This is a genomic window from Bradyrhizobium sp. sGM-13 (assembly GCF_018398875.1).
Lineage (GTDB): Bacteria > Pseudomonadota > Alphaproteobacteria > Rhizobiales > Xanthobacteraceae > Bradyrhizobium.
Genome location: NZ_JAGWDK010000019.1, coordinates 81078 through 96905, shown reverse-complemented (window position 1 = coordinate 96905; position 15828 = coordinate 81078). Strand labels below are relative to the sequence as shown.

13 protein-coding genes are annotated in these 15828 nt (G+C 64.6%); all 13 read left to right on the top strand.

The window, feature by feature from the left end; all coding sequences use genetic code 11:
* Positions 1-245 precede the first annotated feature (245 nt).
* The 13 genes from KJQ96_RS26020 (at position 246) to KJQ96_RS25960 (ending at position 15824) form a co-directional block, all read left to right on the top strand.
* Positions 246-1247, top strand: coding sequence for an alpha/beta fold hydrolase (locus KJQ96_RS26020; protein ID WP_213289254.1), 1002 nt, complete (start codon positions 246-248; stop codon positions 1245-1247).
* A complete protein-coding gene (locus KJQ96_RS26015; protein ID WP_249734510.1) occupies positions 1247-2677 on the top strand; it encodes an MATE family efflux transporter in 1431 nt (476 codons plus the stop codon). The genes KJQ96_RS26020 and KJQ96_RS26015 overlap by 1 nt, the downstream gene beginning before the upstream one ends.
* Before the next feature lie 208 nt (positions 2678-2885).
* Positions 2886-4136: an ABC transporter substrate-binding protein gene (locus tag KJQ96_RS26010; protein WP_213289253.1), complete on the top strand. Its 1251-nt coding sequence runs from the start codon at positions 2886-2888 to the stop codon at positions 4134-4136.
* 138 nt (positions 4137-4274) lie between these two features.
* Positions 4275-5102 (top strand): AraC family transcriptional regulator, encoded by an 828-nt coding sequence (locus KJQ96_RS26005; RefSeq protein ID WP_213289252.1) that lies wholly within the window; start codon positions 4275-4277, stop codon positions 5100-5102.
* A gap of 128 nt (positions 5103-5230) precedes the next feature.
* Positions 5231-6241: a branched-chain amino acid ABC transporter permease gene (locus KJQ96_RS26000; RefSeq protein ID WP_213289251.1), complete on the top strand. Its 1011-nt coding sequence runs from the start codon at positions 5231-5233 to the stop codon at positions 6239-6241.
* A 1-nt stretch (position 6242) separates the two neighbouring features.
* Positions 6243-7325: a branched-chain amino acid ABC transporter permease gene (locus KJQ96_RS25995; RefSeq protein ID WP_213289250.1), complete on the top strand. Its 1083-nt coding sequence runs from the start codon at positions 6243-6245 to the stop codon at positions 7323-7325.
* Positions 7318-8100, top strand: coding sequence for an ABC transporter ATP-binding protein (locus KJQ96_RS25990; protein ID WP_213289249.1), 783 nt, complete (start codon positions 7318-7320; stop codon positions 8098-8100). Before KJQ96_RS25995 ends, KJQ96_RS25990 begins: the two co-directional genes overlap by 8 nt.
* A complete protein-coding gene (locus KJQ96_RS25985) occupies positions 8093-10330 on the top strand; it encodes an ABC transporter permease (RefSeq protein WP_213289248.1) in 2238 nt (745 codons plus the stop codon). Before KJQ96_RS25990 ends, KJQ96_RS25985 begins: the two co-directional genes overlap by 8 nt.
* Before the next feature lie 2 nt (positions 10331-10332).
* Positions 10333-11166: a phosphoenolpyruvate hydrolase family protein gene (locus KJQ96_RS25980; RefSeq protein ID WP_028347174.1), complete on the top strand. Its 834-nt coding sequence runs from the start codon at positions 10333-10335 to the stop codon at positions 11164-11166.
* A gap of 24 nt (positions 11167-11190) precedes the next feature.
* Entirely contained in the window at positions 11191-14097 is a 2907-nt protein-coding gene (locus KJQ96_RS25975; protein ID WP_213289247.1) for a flotillin family protein, read from the top strand.
* A 9-nt stretch (positions 14098-14106) separates the two neighbouring features.
* Complete coding sequence (locus KJQ96_RS25970; RefSeq protein WP_057842976.1) at positions 14107-14544, top strand: SRPBCC family protein; 438 nt, start codon at positions 14107-14109, stop codon at positions 14542-14544.
* 1 nt (position 14545) lies between these two features.
* A complete protein-coding gene (locus tag KJQ96_RS25965; RefSeq protein WP_213289246.1) occupies positions 14546-14989 on the top strand; it encodes an SRPBCC family protein in 444 nt (147 codons plus the stop codon).
* A 16-nt stretch (positions 14990-15005) separates the two neighbouring features.
* On the top strand, positions 15006-15824 hold the full coding sequence (locus KJQ96_RS25960; protein ID WP_213289245.1) for a xanthine dehydrogenase family protein subunit M: 819 nt from the start codon (positions 15006-15008) through the stop codon (positions 15822-15824).
* The last annotated feature ends 4 nt before the right edge of the window (positions 15825-15828 follow it).

Genomic DNA, 15828 nt, shown 5'->3' with positions numbered 1-15828 from the left:
CATTTCCCTCTTGACTCGGTACCCAGCGGTACCATACATCGCTCATTGGGTACCAGACAGTACCAAAACTGGTCGTGACGGTAAAGATCGGCGGCGTTCACCCACTCGCTGCCGGCTTAGCCTGAGGAAAGTCCATGAACAGACGTCAGCTACTAGCGGCGGCACTGGCACCGCTCGCATTGCGAGTTGCGCCAGGCGCGATCTCGTCAAACGCATCAGCAGCAACTTCGGAGCGGGATGGAAAAATGAGCAAGACCACGCAACGGATCATCGAATGCAACGGTATCCGCATCAATATTGCCGAACAGGGCGAGGGACCGCTGGTGCTGCTGGTGCACGGCTTTCCCGAATCCTGGTTCTCCTGGCGGCATCAGATCGATGCGCTTGCCGCCGCCGGCTTCCGTGTCGTCGCTCCGGACCTGCGTGGTTACGGCAAGAGCGACGCGCCGCAAGCGATCGATCAATACACGATCCTGCATCTCGTAGGCGACGTGGTGGGTATTCTTGATGCCTTGGGCGCGGCGACCGCCGTCATCGCCGGTCATGATTGGGGTGCCAGCATTGCCTGGCAGGCAGCTCTCATGCGGCCCGACCGCTTCCGGGCGGTCGCAGCCCTCAGCGTCCCGTTCCGCCCGCGCAGCAAAGTGGCGCCGACCAGTCTGATGCCGCGCACGGAGACGGCGCAATTCTACCAGCTCTATTTCATGGAGCCCGGACCGGCCGAGGCGGAATTAGGGCGCGATCCGCGCGCGACCATTCGCAACATGCTGTTCGGGGCGTCCGGCGATGGCGTAGCCGCGGCCCGCGCGGCCGTCGCTGCGGGCGGGCCCGCGCCGAACCTTGGCATGGTGCCGAAGGGCGGCGGATTTCTGCAAGGACCCGGCGCCCCCAAAATCCTGCCATCCTGGATCAGCGAAAGCGACATCGACTTTTATGGCGAGGAGTTCAGGCGAACCGGCTTCCGGGGCGCGCTCAATTATTACCGCAACATCGATCGCAACTGGGAAATCACGGGTGCTGTGGCCGGCATGCAAGTGTCTGTACCGGCGCTCTATATCGCGGGCGATCATGACTTCCTGCTCTCGTTTCCCGGAACGGACCAGTTGCTCGCCAACCAGAAGAACTTCGTTCCCGGCCTGCGCAAGATTCAGATGCTGTCCGGCTGCGGCCACTGGACCCAGCAGGAGCGGCCGAACGAGGTCAGCACCGCGCTGGTGGAATTTATTCGAGACCTGCCGAGCCGATGATGACAACCCTGACACCCCAACAACCCTCCTTGCCGCGACCGGTGGCCGTGGCCGGCAGTAGCCTGAAAGAAAACGAAGCGGCAAAGGTCAAGCAGAGCGCGATGCTCGAGGGCCCCGTGCTGCCGACGCTCCTGACGCTCGCTCTGCCGACGCTCGTGGTCATGGTCGTGCAAACCCTGGTCGGGGTCGCGGAGACCTATTTCGTCAGCTTTCTCGGGACGGAAGCGCTGGCGGGCGTCAGCCTGGTGTTTCCGGTCTTCATGCTGATGCAGATGATGTCGAACGGCGGCATCGGTGGTGGTGTCGCATCGGCAATCGCGCGTGCGATGGGCGCCGGCAAAGTGGCGGAAGCCGAGGCGCTGGCGCTCAACGCACTCGTTCTCGCCATTGCTTTCGGCGTGATCTTTGCCGCCGCCGAATGGCTGTTCGGCGAGGCCATCTACCGCTTGCTCGGCGGTCAGGCAGGAGCCCTCGGCGCGGCTCTCGAATATGGCCACGTTGTCTTCTTCGGAGCGATCTTTGTCTGGATCGTCAGCCTTCTGGCGGCGGCTCTTCGTGGCGCAGGCAATACGGTCGCGCCGGCGGCCGTCATTCTGCTGGGCGTGTTCGTGCTGCTTCCGCTTTCACCGGCCTTGATCTTCGGCTGGGGCCCCTTTCCGCAGCTCGGCGTAGCGGGAGCCGGCGTTGCCGTCGTCGTCTACTATCTCGTCGGTGCGCTCGTGTTGATCGTCTACATGCGCTCCGCCCGCGCCTCGTTGCGCCTGCCGTTCGCCGTGCGCCTCATCAAGTGGCGGCAGCTCGGCGATATTCTTGGCGTCGGCGGCTTGTCGGCCATCGGCACCATTCAGTCCAATCTGACGGTCGTCCTGGTCACCGGCGCCGTCGGGCTGTTCGGCACTGACGCCATCGCAGGCTACGGAATAGCGTCCCGCCTCGATTACATCCAGATTCCCGTGCTCTTTGCGCTTGGCAGCGCGGCGCTCACGATGGTCGGGGTCAACATTGGCGCGGGCCAGATCAAGAGGGCGGAGCGCATCGCCTGGATTGCCGCGTTTTTTGCGGCCGGTGTCACCGAGCTCCTCGGACTTGTCGTGACGATATTTCCACACGCCTGGCTGACGCTGTTCAGCACGGAGCCCGAGGTTCTGGCCGCCGGCTCGATCTATTTCCGTAACGTAGCGCCCTTCTACGGCGTGGCGGGTCTCGGCATGTTGCTCTATTTCGCAGGCCAAGGCGCAGGCCGCGTGATGTGGCCGGTTCTCGGGGGAACCGTCCGGCTACTCGTCGCGGCGGGAATTGGCTGGCTCGTCGTTGCCTATCTTGGCGGCGGATTGCGGGAGCTCTTCATTACCGTTGCCGCGGGCTCGATCGTTTCCGGGGGCATCGTCGCATCTGCGCTTTGGCTCCGTGGCTGGGGGCGGACCGGCTAGGCTCCGCTGGCTTCGCCAGCCTCGGCATCTCGTCGCGGCGCAGCATGCAAAATGAGACTACCGGTCAAGTTGCAGCAGGCGAAGCTGCGCGCGTCGCCCCAGTCATCGGCTAGTTTTCGCCCGGCGGTCCCGGTCGCAATGCATTGTGAAGGGCATGACGATTTCGGAACGACCTATAGAAAAACTGGCGATACAAGGGAGGGGTTCGATGTTTAGAAGCTGTGCGGGACTTGTCGCGCTGAGCAGCCTGTTGCTTTCCGGCGCCGCCTTAGCTCAAGAGAAGATCAAGGTCGGCGTCACCGCGACCCTTGAAGGCACCTATACGGTGCTCGGCGAGGACGGAATCCGCGGGCACCAGACGGCGATCAACACGCTGGGCAAGAAGGTCGGCGACAAGGAAATCGAATTCGTCATCGCTTCGACGGATGCCACGCCGGACTCCGCCGTCCGCGCCGTGCGCAAGCTGATCGAACAGGACAAGGTCCAGATCCTGCTCTCGCCGTTGTCCGGAGACGAAGGCATCGCAGTCAAGAATTTTGCCAAGACGCGCCCCGAGCTGACCTTTGTGAATGCTGCTTCCGGCGCGCAGGAAACCACTTACGTCGATCCGGCGCCGAACTTCTTCCGCTACAACATGGACGGCGCCCAGTGGCAGGTGGGCCTCGGCAAGTACGCTTACGAAACCAAGGGTTACCGAAAAATCGCAACGGTGGGCGAAGACTATTCGTTCATCTACACCCAGGTGTTCGGGCTTGTGCTCGAGTTCTGCGGGGCCGGCGGACAGGTTACCAACCGGCAATGGGTGCCGCTCGGCACCAAGGACTTTGCCTCCGTCATCGCCGCCCTGCCCGACGACGTCGACGCAATCTATCTCGGCCTTGGCGGCGCGGATGCCGTCAATTTCCTGAACCAATATCAGCAGGCCGGCGGCAAGGCGCATCTGATGGGCGGCTCGATCATGGTCGACCAGACCATCCTCTCCGCCAAGGGTAACGCCAAGAATGCGCTGCTCGGCACGATCGCCGCGAGCGGCCAGGCCGATACGTGGGAGGATGCGGGCTGGCAGAAATTCGTGAAGGCTTATCAGGACGCCTTCCCGCCGAACAAGCGGTTCCCCAGCCCGTCACTGCTCGCCACCAACTACTACAACTCGACGATGGCGCTCATCCTGGCGCTGCGTCAGGTCAATGGCGACCTCAGCAACAACCAGGCCAAGCTCAAGGAAGCCCTCGCCAAGATCGAGCTCGACGCGCCCAATGGCAAGATCAAGCTCGACTCCAACCGCCAGGCGATCGGAACCAACTTCGTCACCGAAGTGGTGGATGACGGCAAAGGCGCCCTCTTCAGCAAGGTCGTGAAGGTCATTCCGAACGTGAACCAGACGCTTGGCTACGACCCGGCAGTGTTCTCCAAGATCGGGCTGCCGAGCCGGACGGTTCCGGAGTGCAAGAAGTACTGACCTCTTCGCATGTGCGAACGGGCCCCGGTCATGCCGGGGCCCGAGCACGGCCGGGCAGCATCTGATCTTCCCTTGCATTCTCGCGGCGGATGTTGAACGCTGGTTGAAAAGACAAGAACATCCCGGGGGAGGGAAGGCATGAGCAAGGCTCTCGCCGTCTTCCACGGCCGGTTCGGTCGCGCGACGGTCTATCAGTTGAACCGCCCCTTCAACATGCACGCGCATCGCGAAGGGCACCTGATTTTTCATGTCGGTGGAACGCCAGCGCGCATCGATGTGTGCGACGAGCGATGGCTGCTTGCGGAAGACTCCATTGTTGCCGTCAACCCCTGGGAACCGCACAACTTTGTCCCGACGGACATGGAGAACGGCGCGATCTTCTTCGTGCTTTACGTCAACGCCGAATGGTTCGCCCCCGACGCGGCCCGGGCCCACAGCCTGCGGTTCGGCCGCACCTGCTTCAAGCGCACGGCCACGCTCGACAGGCATATTCGCCGCTCTGCCGCGCTGGTGTGCGGCGCACCTTCGCTGAGCAGCCTCGACTGCGAACTCAGGCAGTTGATCGACAGTTGTTATGACGAAAGCTGGCAGACGTCCGAGCCGGTGCAGGAGACGCGCGCCGCCACTGCCGTCACCGATTTTCGCGTCCGCAAATCCATCAAGCTGATGTCCGAAAGCCCGGGCGCCGAGATCGAACTGGATTCGATCGCGAGGGCCTCCGGGCTGTCACGCCCGCACTTCTACCGGCTGTTCCGCACGCAGACCGGCGTCACCCCGAACCTCTATCTCAATACACTGATCATGGAACAGGCGCTGGACGCACTGGTCGCGACCGAAGTGCCGATCGCCGATATCGGCTTCGATCTCGGCTTCTCCTCCCAGAGCGGTTTCACCCGCTTCTTCGCAGCCAATGTCGGGATGGCGCCGACTGAATACCGCCGCGCCGCCAAAGTCTTGCGCCCTTGAGCGCATCCGGCGCGAAAAGATACTGACAATCAAGTGCAAGGTTCGCGGCGCCGCTAGGATGCCCCAAACGCGAGCCGAAACGGCCGCGGCGTCTGGGAGGACGGTATGGCGACGGCCGGGCTGCTACCGTGACACGATTCATCGAACGCCATCCGGCATGGGCGCTGATCCTGCTGATTGCGGTCGCGGTGCTGTTGTGGCTGATCCTTGCCGTCTGGCCACCCGGCCTCGAAGAGGCGATCGGCAGGAAGCGGGTCTTTCTCAACGCCCTATTCAACGGCATCACGCTCGGCAGCCTTTACTTCCTGGTGGCCAGCGGCTTCACGCTCATCTTCGGGCTGATGCGCAACGTCAATCTGGCGCATGGCTCGCTTTATCTGTTCGGCGGCTACATCGGTTACGCCATCAGCGCCTGGACCGGTTCATGGGTGCTCGGTTTCATCATCGCATTTCTCGGTGTGGCGCTGGTCGGCATCGTCCTGCAGATCGCCGTCTTCCGCCGCATGGAAGGGCAGGATCTGCGCCAGACCATGGTCACGATCGGCCTCTCGATCGTGTTTGCCGATCTGATGCTGTGGGCCTTCGGTGGTGACTTTTATCAGATCCAGACGCCGAGCTGGCTGGTCGGCCCGATCGAATTGCCGCTGGTCACCGCGGTGAGATCGTCGGGTGAGGCGGTCTATTTGCGTTATCCGCTGGTGCGGCTCGTGATCCTGGTCGCGGCGATCGTGATCGGCATCGCGATGTGGCTGGCGCTCAACCGAACCCGCGTCGGCATGATGGTACGCGCTGGCGTCGATGACCGCGACATGCTCGCGGCGACCGGTGTGCCGATCCAGCTCGTATTCGTTGCCGTGTTCGCGCTTGGCGCCGGCCTTGCCGGCATCGCGGGCGTCGTCGGCGGAACATTTCAGTCGCTTTCGCCCGGCGAGGATACCCGCTTTCTGCTCGCTTCCCTCGTCGTCGTCATTGTCGGGGGCATGGGATCGATCCCGGGCGCGGCGCTGGGCGCCGTCATCATCGGCCTCGCCGAGCAGCTCGGCTCCGTCTACATCCCGACTTATGCGATCGTCGTGACCTTCCTGATCATGGTGCTGGTGCTGGCGCTGCGGCCGCAGGGCCTCCTTGCGAGGCGCTGACATGTCGTTGGTCCAGGGCGCCCATCCTCAGACTAGTCAGCCGGCAAAAGTGCGAGCGGCGTTGTTGGCATGGCCGGAATTCAACAAGCCGGCTGTCTGGCTGGTGGCCGTGATCCTCTTGATCATGCCGTTCATCGCCAACGGCTTCTTCCTGATCGAGATCTTTGCCACGACGCTGATCCTCGGGACCGTCGCGCTCAGCCTGATGTTCCTGGCGGGCTATGGCGGCATGGTCAGCCTGATGCAGCTCACCGTCGCCGGCTTTGCCGCCTACATGGTCGCGGTGTTCGGCATGAGCGCCAACACCAATATCAGCCTCGGCTGGCCGTGGTGGCTCGCAACGCCGATGGCGCTCATTCTGGCCACTGCCTTCGGCACGCTCGGCGGCGCGCTCGCGGTGCGGACCGAGGGCATCTACACCATCATGATCACGCTCGCGATCGGCGCGGCCTTCTACTATTTCACCAACCAGAACTGGCCGATCTTCGGCGGTCACACCGGCATCAACACCATCGCGACGCCGAAATTCTGGGGTGTCGACTGGCGCTCCGACATCCCCTTCTATTACGTCACGCTGGGCGTCGCGGCGTTCTGTTATTTCGCCGTTCAATATGTCTCGCGCGCGCCTTTCGGCCTCGCGCTGCAGGGCGTGCGCGACAATCCCCGCCGCATGGCGGCGCTCGGCTATAACGTCAACGCGCACCGCGTGGCGGCCTACGCCTTTGCGGCCTTCATCGCCGCACTCGGCGGCGTGTTGCAGGTCTGGAACTACCGGCAGATTTCGCCCGGCTCGGTCAGCGTCGGCGCCTGCATCGACATCCTGATCATCGCCGTGGTCGGCGGCATCACCCGTCCCATCGGGCCCTTCATCGGCGCCTTCATTTTCGTCATCCTGCGTACCTTCGCGCTCGATCTATTGGTCAAGTTAGGGCTCGACGGCAACCGCTTCCGGCTGCTGATCGGCATCGGCTTCCTCGCTATCGTGTTCTGGTCGTCGGACGGGGTGATCGGGCTATGGGAGCGGTGGCGCCGCGGTGCAGCGGCCGTCGATAAACGCGCGGGCGGAGGCCACGGCCATGGATAGCGCCGCGCCACGCTTTTCTGCTGTCGGCGCCGGCGCCGCGCTGGAGCTGCGCGGCGTAACGCGGCTGTTCGGCGCGCTCGCGGCGCTGACCGACGTCACCATCACGGTTCGCCCGGGCGAACGCCGCGCCGTGCTCGGCTCCAACGGCGCCGGCAAGACCACGCTGTTCAACTGCGTGACCGGGGACTTTCCGCCGTCCTCCGGCACCATCCGGTTCTTCGGCGAGGACATCACCCACTTCCCGCCCTACGAGCGTATCAGGCGCGGCTTGCGCCGCACGTACCAGATATCAGCACTGTTCCCTGGCCTTACGGTGAGGGACAACGTCTACCTCGCCTGCCGCGGCGTTTCGCGCGGGCGATTCTCGCCGCTGCGCCCGGGAGCGAACGATGCCCTCATGCATGCGACAGAGGCGCTGATCCAGGCGGTGCATCTGGCATCGGTCAGGGAGCAGCGGGTCGCGGAACTCGCCCATGGCCAGCAGCGGCAGCTCGAGATCGCGCTCGCGCTCGCCGGGGCGCCACGCTTTATCCTGTTCGATGAACCGGCCGCGGGCCTGTCACCTACCGAGCGGCGCGAATTGATCGATATCCTGACCTCGCTGCCCGCCCATATCGGCTACATCATCATCGAGCACGATATGGATGTCGCGCTTCGCGTCGTCGAAAGCGTCACGATGATGCACAACGGCCGTGTCTTCAAGGAAGGCCTGCCGCACGAGATCGAAGCCGACCCCGAGGTGCAGGAACTCTATCTGGGGGCCGGCCATGAGTGATTTCAGCCGCTCCGCACCTGCGCTCGAAGTCCGGGGCCTCGACGTTTACTACGGCCATTCTCATGCGCTGCAGGGCGTCGAGCTGACGCTGGATTCTGGTGTGTTCTCCGTGGTCGGTCGCAATGGCATGGGCAAGACCACGCTGTGCAAGACCATCATGGGCTTGCTGCGGGCGAGCGGTGGTTCGGTTCGGGTCCGCGGCGAAGACATCACCCGCCACAGCCCGGCGCGGATCGCGCAAGCAGGTGTCGGCTACGTTCCGCAAGGGCGGCGGCTGTGGCGCTCGCTCAGCGTGGACGAACATCTGCGGCTGGCGGCCGGGATGCGGCGCGGCGCCTGGACCATCGATCGCATCTACGAGACATTTCCCCGCCTTGCCGAACGCAAGGCCCATGGCGGCGCCCAGCTCTCGGGCGGCGAACAGCAGATGCTGGCGATCTCACGCGCGCTTCTGACAAATCCGCATCTCCTCATCATGGACGAGCCGACCGAAGGCCTTGCGCCTGTCATCGTCGCCCAGGTCGAGGAAATGCTGGTGCGGCTTGCCGAAGACGGCGAGATGTCGGTGCTGGTGATCGAGCAGAATATCGGCGTCGCCACGGCGATTTCGAAGAATGTCGCGATCATGGTCAATGGCCGCATCAATCGCATCATCGACTCCGCGCGCCTTGCCGCCGACCGCGAGTTGCAGCAACGTCTGCTCGGTGTTGGCGTCGTTGGTGTCCACGCCGAGCTGGAAGCGGATATCGAACCCACCGGTGCAGGCGCCGAGGACAAGGCGCGTCCCTCCCCGCCGCGCGCCCCGACCACGGCGCCAATCCGGATCTATATCTCCAATCCCACGCTGCCGACGCGCTGGTCGCAGCCGGCACCGATTGCGCGCATCGAGGCAGCCGCGCGCACGCTTTCGACGGGCGTCACCCGGATTGAAGACGTCGCACGGCAGAAACGCCAAGCCGGTGCCATCGCTCAAACCGTGTCCGGGCCACCGGTCGTTCTCGTGGTTGGTACCCTCGATACCAAGGGCGAGGAGCTGCGCTTCATTCGCGACGTGATCGCCGGTCACGGTTTGCGGACGCGCCTGGTCGATGTGTCCACCAGCGGCAAGCTCTCCACCTGCGACGTCTCTGCCCAGGAAATTGCGCTCAACCATGGGCGCGGCGGGTCAAGCGTGTTCGGCTCCGATCGCGGCGCGTCGGTGACGGCAATGGCCGATGCCTTCGCCAATTGGCTGCGCCGTCAAGGCAATGTCGCAGGCATCATTTCAGCCGGCGGCTCCGGCGGCGCCTCGTTGGTCGCACCCGGCATGCGCGGCCTTCCCGTTGGCGTGCCGAAACTCATCATCTCATCCGTCGCGTCGGGAGATGTCGGTCCTTATGTCGGGCCTGCCGATATCACGATGATGTATTCGGTCACCGACGTGCAGGGCCTCAACTCGATCTCGCGTGCCGTGCTCGCCAACGGCGCCAACGCCATCGCCGGCATGGTGAAGGCGCGCCTCGACAATCAAAGCGCGGCCGAGCGTGACGCACGGGTTGCGTTGCCCGCTGTCGGCATCACCATGTTCGGCGTGACAACACCGGCCGTGCAGAAGATCGCGGCCGAACTCCGCAATGACTTCGAATGTCTCGTCTTCCACGCCACCGGCGTCGGCGGCCGCTCGATGGAAAAGCTGGTCGATTCCGGAATGCTCGCGGCCGTCGTCGATCTGACGACGACGGAAGTCTGCGATCTCCTGATGGGCGGCGTGTTCCCGGCAACCGACGACCGCTTTGGCGCGATCATCCGCAGCCGCGTGCCCTTCATCGGCTCGGCCGGCGCGCTCGACATGGTCAATTTCGGTGCGCCCGACAGCATTCCCGAACGCTACCGCCAGCGCAAATTCCACGTTCACAATCCGCAGGTGACCTTGATGCGCACCACGCCGGAAGAGAACGACCGCATCGGGCGCTGGATCGGCGAAAGACTGAACCGGATGGACGGGCCGGTGCGCTTCTTCCTGCCGGAAGGCGGCGTCTCCGCGCTCGACGCCCCTGACCAGCCGTTCTGGGATCCGGAAGCCGACGCGGCGCTGTTTACAGCGCTGGAACGCAGCGTGCGCCAGACCGGCAACCGCCAGCTCATCCGCATCAGGCGCCACATCAACGAACCCGAATTTGCATCCGCCATTGTCAACGCGCTCCGTCCTCTGGTCGGACGCCCGGGGACACGTCGGAAAGTCGCGAGGTGACCATGGCGAAGTTCGAACGTTCAGCCATCCTGAAGAAGTTTCGCAACATGGCCGCCAAGGGCGAGCCGATCGTCGGCGGCGGCGCCGGCACTGGGCTATCGGCCAAATGCGAGGAAGCGGGCGGCGTCGACCTGATCGTGATCTACAATTCCGGCCGCTACCGCATGGCAGGACGCGGCTCCCTCGCCGGCCTGATGCCCTATGGTGACGCCAACGCGATCGTGCTGGAGATGGCCGGCGAAGTGCTCCCCGTCGTCACCCGGACGCCGGTATTGGCCGGCGTCAACGGCACCGATCCGTTCCGCGACATGGACAGTTTTCTCGATCAGTTGAAGGCGCTGGGCTTTGCCGGCGTGCAGAACTTTCCGACCGTCGGCCTGATCGACGGCGTATTCCGCGCCAATCTCGAGGAAACCGGAATGTCCTATGCGTTGGAGATCGACATGATCGCCAAGGCGCGCGACAAGGACATGCTGACGACGCCCTATGTGTTTAGCGAGAGCGAAGCCGCGGCAATGGCGATCGCGGGCGCCGATATCATCGTCTGCCATCTCGGCCTCACCACCGGCGGCGCTATCGGTGCGCATACTGCGCCGAAGCTCGAAGACTGCCCGGAACAGATCGACACCTGGGCGGCAGCCGCCCTCAGTGTCAATCCGGACATATTGGTTCTGGCCCATGGCGGCCCGATCGCCGAGCCCGCCGACGCCGACTTCATCATGAAACACACGCGCAAGTGCCACGGCTTCTACGGCGCCTCCTCGATGGAGCGCCTGCCGGTGGAGCGGGCGCTCACCGAACAGGTTCGCAAATTCAAGGCGATCGGCGCGCGGTAACGCCGAGACCAAAGGGAGGAAGAGATGTCGGGGACTCTGGTTGGCGAATTGATCCTCTGGCTGATCGTCGCGATCATCTTGATCGCAATTGTCGTCTATATCGTGAACTGGCTTTACCACCGATCGTCGAAGGAAGTGTCCTTCGTCCGCACCGGTCTCCTGGGAGAGCGCGTGGTGATCAACGGCGGCGCCTTCGTGCTGCCGTTCATTCACGACTACACGCCCGTCAACATGAACGTGTTGCCGATGGGCATCGTGCGGGCCAAGCATGACGCCGTGATCACCCGCGACCGCATGCGTATCGACATCGAGGCCGACTTTTACGTGCGCGTGCAGCCGACCCGTGAAGCCGTCGCGATCGCCGCCGCCACGCTCGGGCGGCGCACGCTCGAGCCGGGGCAGTTGCACGCCCTGCTTTCCGGCAAGTTCGTCTCGGCGATCCGGTCAGTCGCCGCCGAAATGACCATGGAGCAGATGCACGAGCAGCGCGGCGAATATGTCGCGCGAGTGAAAGCTGCCGCTGCCGAAGCGCTGGCCCAGAACGGACTTGAACTCGAATCGGTTGCTATCACCGATCTCGACCAGACCGACCTGGAATATTTCAATCCGTCGAACCGCTTCGACGCCGAGGGTCTCACCCGGCTGATGGAGGACATCGAAGCCAAGCGCAAGCTGCGCAACGACATCGAGCAGGATTCGATGATCAAGATTCGCACCCGCAACCTCGATGCCGAGCGCCAGGCGCTGGAGATCGAGCGCGAGAGCGAGACCGCCCGCCTCGAACAGGAACGCGACATCGAGATGCGCCGGGCGCTGCAGCGCACCGAGGTGGCCCGCGAGCGCGCGTTGCGCGAGACCGAAGCCGAGCAGGCGCAGATCGCCGCCCGCGAGGCGATCGAAAAGGCACGTATCGCCAATGAGCTCGCCATCGCCGAAGCGCGGATCGCCTCCGAGCGCGAAACAAGGCACCGCGAGATTGAGCGCACGCGCGCCGTCGAAGAAAAGGAATTGCTGGCGCGCGAGGAGATCGAAAAAGCCAAGATCGCCAATCAGCGCGCGGTCGATACCGCCCGCATTGCCTCGGAGCGAGAGGTGCGGCAGCGGGACATCGAGCGCACGCGGACCGTCGAGGAAGCCGAGATCACGGCACGCGAAGCGATCGAGAAGGCGCGCATCCAGCAAGACCGCGCCGTCACCGACGCGCGGATCGCCAACGAGGAAGAAACCCGAAGGCGCGAAATCGAGCGTACCCGCGCGGTCGAAGAAGCCGAGATCGCGGCGCGCGAGGCGACCGAAAAGGCCCGCATCGCCCAGACCACGATCGTCAACGTCGAACGCATTGCCTCCGACGAGCGTACCCGCTCGCTGGAGATCCAGCAGGTTCGTACCATCCAGGAAGCGGAGATCGAGGCGCAGAAAGCCGTGGAAGCCGCACGGATCGCACGCGAGCGGACACTCGCAGCCGAGCGGATCGCCGCCGAGCACACCACGCGCAAGCTGGAAATCGAGCGCAACCAGGCGCTCGAGGTCGCAGGTATCTCGGCGCGAGAGGCAACCGAAGCCTCCCGCATCGCGCAGGAAGAGCGCGTTCGCTCGCTGGAAATCGCGCGCAACCGCGCCGTCGAGGAGGCCGATATCGCCTCGCGCGAAGCGATCGAGGCCGCCCGCATCTCCCAGGAGAAGGTCGTCGCCGCGCAGCGTATTCGGGCCGAACGAGAAACCAGGGGGCTCGAGATCGAGCGTACCGAAGCCATCGAAGCCGCCGAACTCAAGCGGCGTGACGCCATCGAGCGGCGCCGCGTCGAGGTCGAGCTGGCGCTCGAAGCCGAACGTATCGCCTCGTCCAGGACTCGCGAGGTGCTCAATATCGATCAGAAGAAGGCGGTCGAGATCGCCGATGAGGAGCGCGTGATTGCGCTCGCCGCCAAGCGCTCCGAGCGCATCGACGCCGATCGCCAGGTCAAGCAGGCCGAGATCAACGCGCGCAAGGAAGTCGAGACCACGGACGTCTCGCGTGAACAGGCGCTGGAGGCGGCCCGGCTGGCACGCCGGCGCGCGATCGAGCAGCTCGAAGTCGGCCGTGTCCAGGCGCTGCAGGAAGCCGAGATTGCTTCCCGCGAGGAAGTCGAGCGGGCGCGCATCGCCGCTGACCGCGGCCTCGACGAAGCCCGTATCGGCCGCGAGCGGGACTTGCGGAAACTCGAGGTCAATCGCGAGAAGGACGTCGAAACGGCTCTGATGGAAAAGGCGATCGCCCTCTACCAGAAGTCCCTGGAAGAGTCTGCCGCCAAGGTGGCCGCCGAGGATGCGCGGGTGCGGGCGACCGAAGCGGCCGAGCGCGTCGTCACCGCCCGCGAAAGCGAGATCGCCAAACGGCAAAAGACCGTCGAGGTGCTGCTGGCGGAGAAGCGGGCCGAGGAGACCCGTATCGCTGCCGACGCCGAACGCGTGCGCGCCGCGGTCGAAGCCGAGGCGCAGCGGCTGCTCAACGAAGCCGAGAACGTGCTTACCGACCAGGCGCGCTACTCGCTGTTCCGCCGCAAGCTGCTCGACCGGATCGAGGGCATCGTGCGCGAGAGCGTCAAGCCGATGGAGAAGATCGAGGGCATCCGCATCCTTCAGGTGGACGGATTAAACGGCGCCGGCGGCGGCAATGGCGGCCGCAGCGCCACCGACGAGGTGATCGACTCGGCGCTGCGCTACCGGGTGCAGGCGCCGCTGATTGATTCGATCCTTTCCGACATCGGCGTCGAGGGCGGAAGCCTTGCCAAGATGCCCGGACTCATTCGCGAAGCGCGCGATATGCAGGGCATCAGGGAGTCCGCGCGTAGGGGCGGCCAAGGGAAGCTTGAAGGCAAGTCCGAGGCGCCTCCTGCGGTCCCCGGTCCCGGCGAACCCGCCCCTGAACGCGGACCGCGCAAGAAAGGGTGAGCACGCGTGATGGCCCGGGTCTACGTTTCCACTGTCGTCAACGCCCGCAACGACCGCGTCTGGGCGCGCGTGCGCGACTTCAACGGGTTGCCGAACTGGCATCCCGCGATTGCGGAGAGCCGCATCGAGGGCGGCGAGCCCGCCGACAAGATCGGATGCGTGCGGGATTTTCGCCTGCGCAACGGCGATCGTATCCGCGAAAAGCTGCTCGGGCTCTCCGACTACGACATGTTCTGCACCTACTCCATCCTGGAGTCCCCGATGGGCGTGGAGAACTACGTAGCTACCTTGCGGCTGACGCCCGTGACAGACGGCGACCAGACCTTTCTGGAGTGGACGGCCGAGTTCGACTGCGCTCCCGAGCGTGAGAACGAACTCGTCAGCAACATCGGAACCGGCGTGTTCCAGGGTGGTTTCGATGCGCTCAAGCGTGCCTTCGGAGGCTAGCGTGCCGCATATCGTCAAAAGCACGATCCTCGACGCGCCGACAATCGCGGTCTGGAATGTGCTGCGCGATTTCAACGGCCACGACCGCTGGCATCCTGAGGTCGCCACCAGCACGATCGAGCGCGCACAGGCCGCCGACAAGATCGGCTGCGTGCGGCGCTTCAAGCTGCAGGACGGCTCGGAGCTGCGCGAACAACTGCTGGCGCTTTCGGACCTCGAACAGACCTTTAGCTACTGCCTGCTCGATACGCCGATCCCGATGTTCAACTATGTCGCCCATGTCCGCCTGCTTCCGGTCACCGACGGCGACCGCACGTTTTGGCACTGGGAATCCAGGTTCACCACGCGGCCCGCCGATGCCGAGCGGCTGACGCAGATGGTCGCCGAACAGATCTATCAAGCCGGCTTCGACGCCATTCGAAGGCACCTGAAGGAGGCTGCATGAAAGCGGAGGCGAAGCCATGCCCGTCACGGTGAAGACATTCGCGAATTTCGGCGAGGCGGCGTCGGCATTGTCGTCCGACCGCAGCGCGCGCTATCTCGGCGGCGGCACGCTCGTCATGCGCGCCCTGAACGAAGGCGATGTCTCGATCTCCACTGTCGTGCGCGCGACCGACCTGGCGCTGACCCGCATCGACGTCGCAAGCTCGCGCGTCACGATCGGCGCCGGCGTCACCTTTGCGAGAATTCTGGCCGAGCGCGAACTCGCCTTTCTGCACGCGCCGGCGCGTTCGATCGGCGGGCCGGCCGTGCGCAACATGGGTACGGTGGGCGGCAATCTGTTCGCGCCCAGCCCCTACGGCGACTTCACCGTCGCCCTGCTGGCGCTCGACGCGACCGTCTCCGTCCAGGGCGGTCTTGGCGCCCGCGACATGCCTATCGAAGAATTCCTGCAATCTCGCGAACGGCAAAACGGCGCGCTGGTGCTGGCGGTCTCCTGTCAGCGGCCAGCAGGCGCCGATGCCTTCCGCTATCGCAAGATCGCCCGTGTCAAGCCGAAGGGCGGCTCGGTGATCACCCTGGCGGCGCACCTGCCTTCGAGCGGCGGCCGCGTCTCGGGCGCGCGTATCGCGCTTGGCTCGATGGCCGCAACGCAAATTCGTGCCAGGGCCGCCGAGCGGGCGCTGGAGGGCCGCGCGCTTGACGATACGGCGATCAACGCCGCTGCGGCGGTAGCCGCCGAAGGTGTGTCACCCGCAGATAATGCCCTTGGCAGCGCCTGGTATCGCCGCGAGATCGTCGGCGTTCATCTTCGCCGCCTGTTGTCCGGCCTGGAGTAAGCCT

What these genes read in the sequence shown, in the direction of transcription:
- KJQ96_RS26020 (WP_213289254.1), top strand. Translation starts at nt 246, where the DNA reads ATGAGCAAGACCACGCAACGGATCATCGAATGCAACGGTATCCGCATC.
- KJQ96_RS26015 (WP_249734510.1), top strand. Translation starts at nt 1,247, where the DNA reads ATGACAACCCTGACACCCCAACAACCCTCCTTGCCGCGACCGGTGGCC.
- KJQ96_RS26010 (WP_213289253.1), top strand. Translation starts at nt 2,886, where the DNA reads ATGTTTAGAAGCTGTGCGGGACTTGTCGCGCTGAGCAGCCTGTTGCTT.
- KJQ96_RS26005 (WP_213289252.1), top strand. Translation starts at nt 4,275, where the DNA reads ATGAGCAAGGCTCTCGCCGTCTTCCACGGCCGGTTCGGTCGCGCGACG.
- KJQ96_RS25995 (WP_213289250.1), top strand. Translation starts at nt 6,243, where the DNA reads ATGTCGTTGGTCCAGGGCGCCCATCCTCAGACTAGTCAGCCGGCAAAA.
- KJQ96_RS25990 (WP_213289249.1), top strand. Translation starts at nt 7,318, where the DNA reads ATGGATAGCGCCGCGCCACGCTTTTCTGCTGTCGGCGCCGGCGCCGCG.
- KJQ96_RS25985 (WP_213289248.1), top strand. Translation starts at nt 8,093, where the DNA reads ATGAGTGATTTCAGCCGCTCCGCACCTGCGCTCGAAGTCCGGGGCCTC.
- KJQ96_RS25980 (WP_028347174.1), top strand. Translation starts at nt 10,333, where the DNA reads ATGGCGAAGTTCGAACGTTCAGCCATCCTGAAGAAGTTTCGCAACATG.
- KJQ96_RS25975 (WP_213289247.1), top strand. Translation starts at nt 11,191, where the DNA reads ATGTCGGGGACTCTGGTTGGCGAATTGATCCTCTGGCTGATCGTCGCG.
- KJQ96_RS25970 (WP_057842976.1), top strand. Translation starts at nt 14,107, where the DNA reads ATGGCCCGGGTCTACGTTTCCACTGTCGTCAACGCCCGCAACGACCGC.
- KJQ96_RS25960 (WP_213289245.1), top strand. Translation starts at nt 15,006, where the DNA reads ATGCCCGTCACGGTGAAGACATTCGCGAATTTCGGCGAGGCGGCGTCG.